The 1,292-nt window shown below is 58.0% G+C and carries 1 protein-coding gene and 1 pseudogene; one reads left to right on the forward strand and one right to left on the reverse strand.

The genetic code is table 11. From position 1 onward, the window contains the following. Positions 1-152, forward strand: a 152-nt coding sequence (locus D8V06_RS05140; RefSeq protein WP_277751289.1) for a citrate/2-methylcitrate synthase, incomplete at its 5' end; no start/stop codon positions are given. 427 nt (positions 153-579) lie between these two features. On the opposite strand, the pseudogene actP reads toward D8V06_RS05140, so the two are convergent. Beyond that, positions 580-1,292, reverse strand: a pseudogene (gene actP, locus D8V06_RS05145) (cation acetate symporter); the annotation flags it as partial.

Genomic DNA, 1,292 nt, shown 5'->3' on the forward strand with positions numbered 1-1,292 from the left:
TGTTCACCGTGATCTTCGCCCTGGCGCGGACTGTCGGCTGGATCTCCCACTGGAAGGAAATGCTCTCCAGCCCGTACAAGATCGGCCGCCCGCGCCAGTTGTACACCGGCTACGAGTCGCGTGACATCACCAAGCTGGAAGACCGCAAGTAAGATCTGTCTTGCTGTAGCGAGTTGAGTTGTACCGGAAACGGCCTCTATTTATATAGAGGCCGTTTTTGTTAGTGAGCCTCATCGTTCAAACATCGAGGCGAACTGGTGCCCGACCCGATTGCAGACGTACACATTTCTCCCGCTAAACCGCAGCCCCTGTGGGAGCTTGCTTGCCAGCGATGGCGTCCTGACAACCAACCATCAATGCCCCTGCAGGAGCAAGCCTGCTCGCGATTGACGTAAACGCTAACGCGGGTTGCCTGAATGCCTCCGTGTTGCCTGGACGTTTTTCGCGAGCAGGCTCGCTCCTACAGTAAATCGTGCAAATCCCGCAGATTCGGTTCGATAACCGCCCAATAAAAAATGCCCCGGTCTCTCGACCGGGGCATCCTTCATTACTGCGTTACTTACATAAAAGCATCAAGCCTTAGTGTGAAACCGCCCCGCTCGCCCCCAGACCAGTCTGCGAGCGAACGAATTGCGGGAAGAACAGCGCCCGCTCGTTGTCAGCCGCCGCCGACTTGTCGGTGATCGAGAAGAACCAGATGCCGACGAAGGCAATGATCATCGAGAACAGCGCTGGGTACTCATACGGGAAGATCGCCTTCTCGTGATGCAGGATCTGCACCCAGATGGTCGGGCCAAGCACCATCAGGCCAACAGCACTGACCAGACCCAGCCAGCCACCGATCATCGCACCGCGAGTGGTCAGCTTTTTCCAGTACATGGAAAGCAGCAGGACCGGGAAGTTGCAGCTTGCCGCGATGGAGAACGCCAGGCCAACCATGAACGCGATGTTCTGGCTTTCGAACAGGATACCCAGAGCAATCGCCAGCACTGCCAGAGCGATGGTGGTGATTTTCGAGACGCGGATTTCATCCTTCTCGTTGGCCTTGCCTTTCTTGATCACGCTGGCATACAGGTCGTGGGACACCGCCGAAGCACCGGCCAGGGTCAGACCGGCAACCACTGCCAGAATGGTCGCGAACGCTACCGCCGAGATGAAGCCCAGGAAGATACTGCCGCCCACCGCGTTGGCCAGGTGCACCGCCGCCATGTTGTTACCGCCCAACAGTGCGCCAGCCGCATCTTTGAAGGCCGGGTTGGTGCTGACCAGCAGGATCGCGCCGAAGCCGATGA

The sequence above is a fragment of the Pseudomonas sp. Sample_24 genome (assembly GCF_004307605.1).
In the GTDB taxonomy this organism is placed as follows: domain Bacteria; phylum Pseudomonadota; class Gammaproteobacteria; order Pseudomonadales; family Pseudomonadaceae; genus Aquipseudomonas.